General features: G+C 77.2%; 2 protein-coding genes. Both read right to left on the reverse strand.

What is annotated here, in order from left to right; genetic code table 11:
• Nucleotides 1-600: response regulator transcription factor (locus D7231_RS35545; protein ID WP_147449919.1), on the reverse strand; the 600-nt coding region annotated here is incomplete at its 3' end.
• On the reverse strand, nucleotides 588-1093 hold a 506-nt coding region (locus D7231_RS36840; protein WP_338419914.1), incomplete at its 5' end, for a sensor histidine kinase. The genes D7231_RS35545 and D7231_RS36840, both read right to left, overlap by 13 nt.

Below are 1093 nucleotides of genomic sequence, written 5' to 3' on the forward strand. Positions count from 1 at the left end.
GTTGTGCGCGCCGAGCTTGGCCATGGCGTTCTGCAGGTACGCCTTGACGGTGTTGCGGGTCAGGCCCAGCTCCTCGGCGATCTCCGGGTTGGTGCGGCCCAGCGCCACCCACCGCAGCACCTCGTACTCCCGCCGCGTCAGGCCGGTGCGCACCAGCGCCTCGGTCACCCCCGCGTCCGCGTCCAGGCGCGGGTCCACCACCCGCTCCCCGGCCGCGACCCGGCGCAGCGCCGCGGCCAGGTCCGTGGTGGAGGAGTCCTTCAGCAGGCAGCCGTCCAGGCCCCCGGCCAAGGCGGCGGGGAGCGCCGCGTGGTCGGCATAGGCGGTGAACAGCACGATCCGCACGCCCGGCGCCCGCGCGCGCAGCGACCCGGCCGCCTCCGTGCCCAGCATGTCCGGCAGCCGCAGGTCCAGCAGCACGATGTCCGGGCGCAGTTCGCCCGCCAGCCGCACCGCCTCCCGGCCCGAGCGGGCGGACCCGGCGATCCCGATGCCCGGGTCCGAGCGCAGCAGCAGCTGCACCCCGCCCACCACCACCGGGTGGTCGTCCACCACCAGCAGCCGCAGCGCCCCGGAAGTTGACCCCGTCACGGCAGCCACGCCCGCACGGTCAGACCGCCGTCCTCGTCCGAGACCACCGACAGCGTCCCGCCCAGGCGCTCCAGACGCTCCCGCGCCGCGAGCAGCCCGCGCCCCGAGGACCACGCCGGGTCCGGGTCGCCGGCCAGGCCCAGCCCGTCGTCCGCCACGGCCATGCTCACGCCGCCGTCCAGGCTTGCCAGGCTGACGACCACCGAGCCGGCCCGCGCGTGCTTCTCGACGTTCAGCAGCGCCTCCCGGGCCACCGCCACCAGCGCGCGCCGGCGCTCCGCGTCCAGCTCGGGCACCGGCGTGACGCCCACGCAGCGCGCCAGGATGCCGGTGCGCTCCGCGAACGCCCGGCAGTCGGCCACCAGCGTCGCGTGCAGCTCCCGGCCCGGCTCGGCGTCGTCGATGCCCGCCAGCGACTCCCGGAAGAGCGAGGCCGCCTCCGCTATCCGCCGCTCCACCCCCCGCAGCCGCGCCAGCACCTGCGGGCTCAGCCCCGGGTCGG

The sequence above is a fragment of the Streptomyces klenkii genome, assembly GCF_003626645.1.
GTDB lineage: Bacteria > Actinomycetota > Actinomycetes > Streptomycetales > Streptomycetaceae > Streptomyces > Streptomyces klenkii.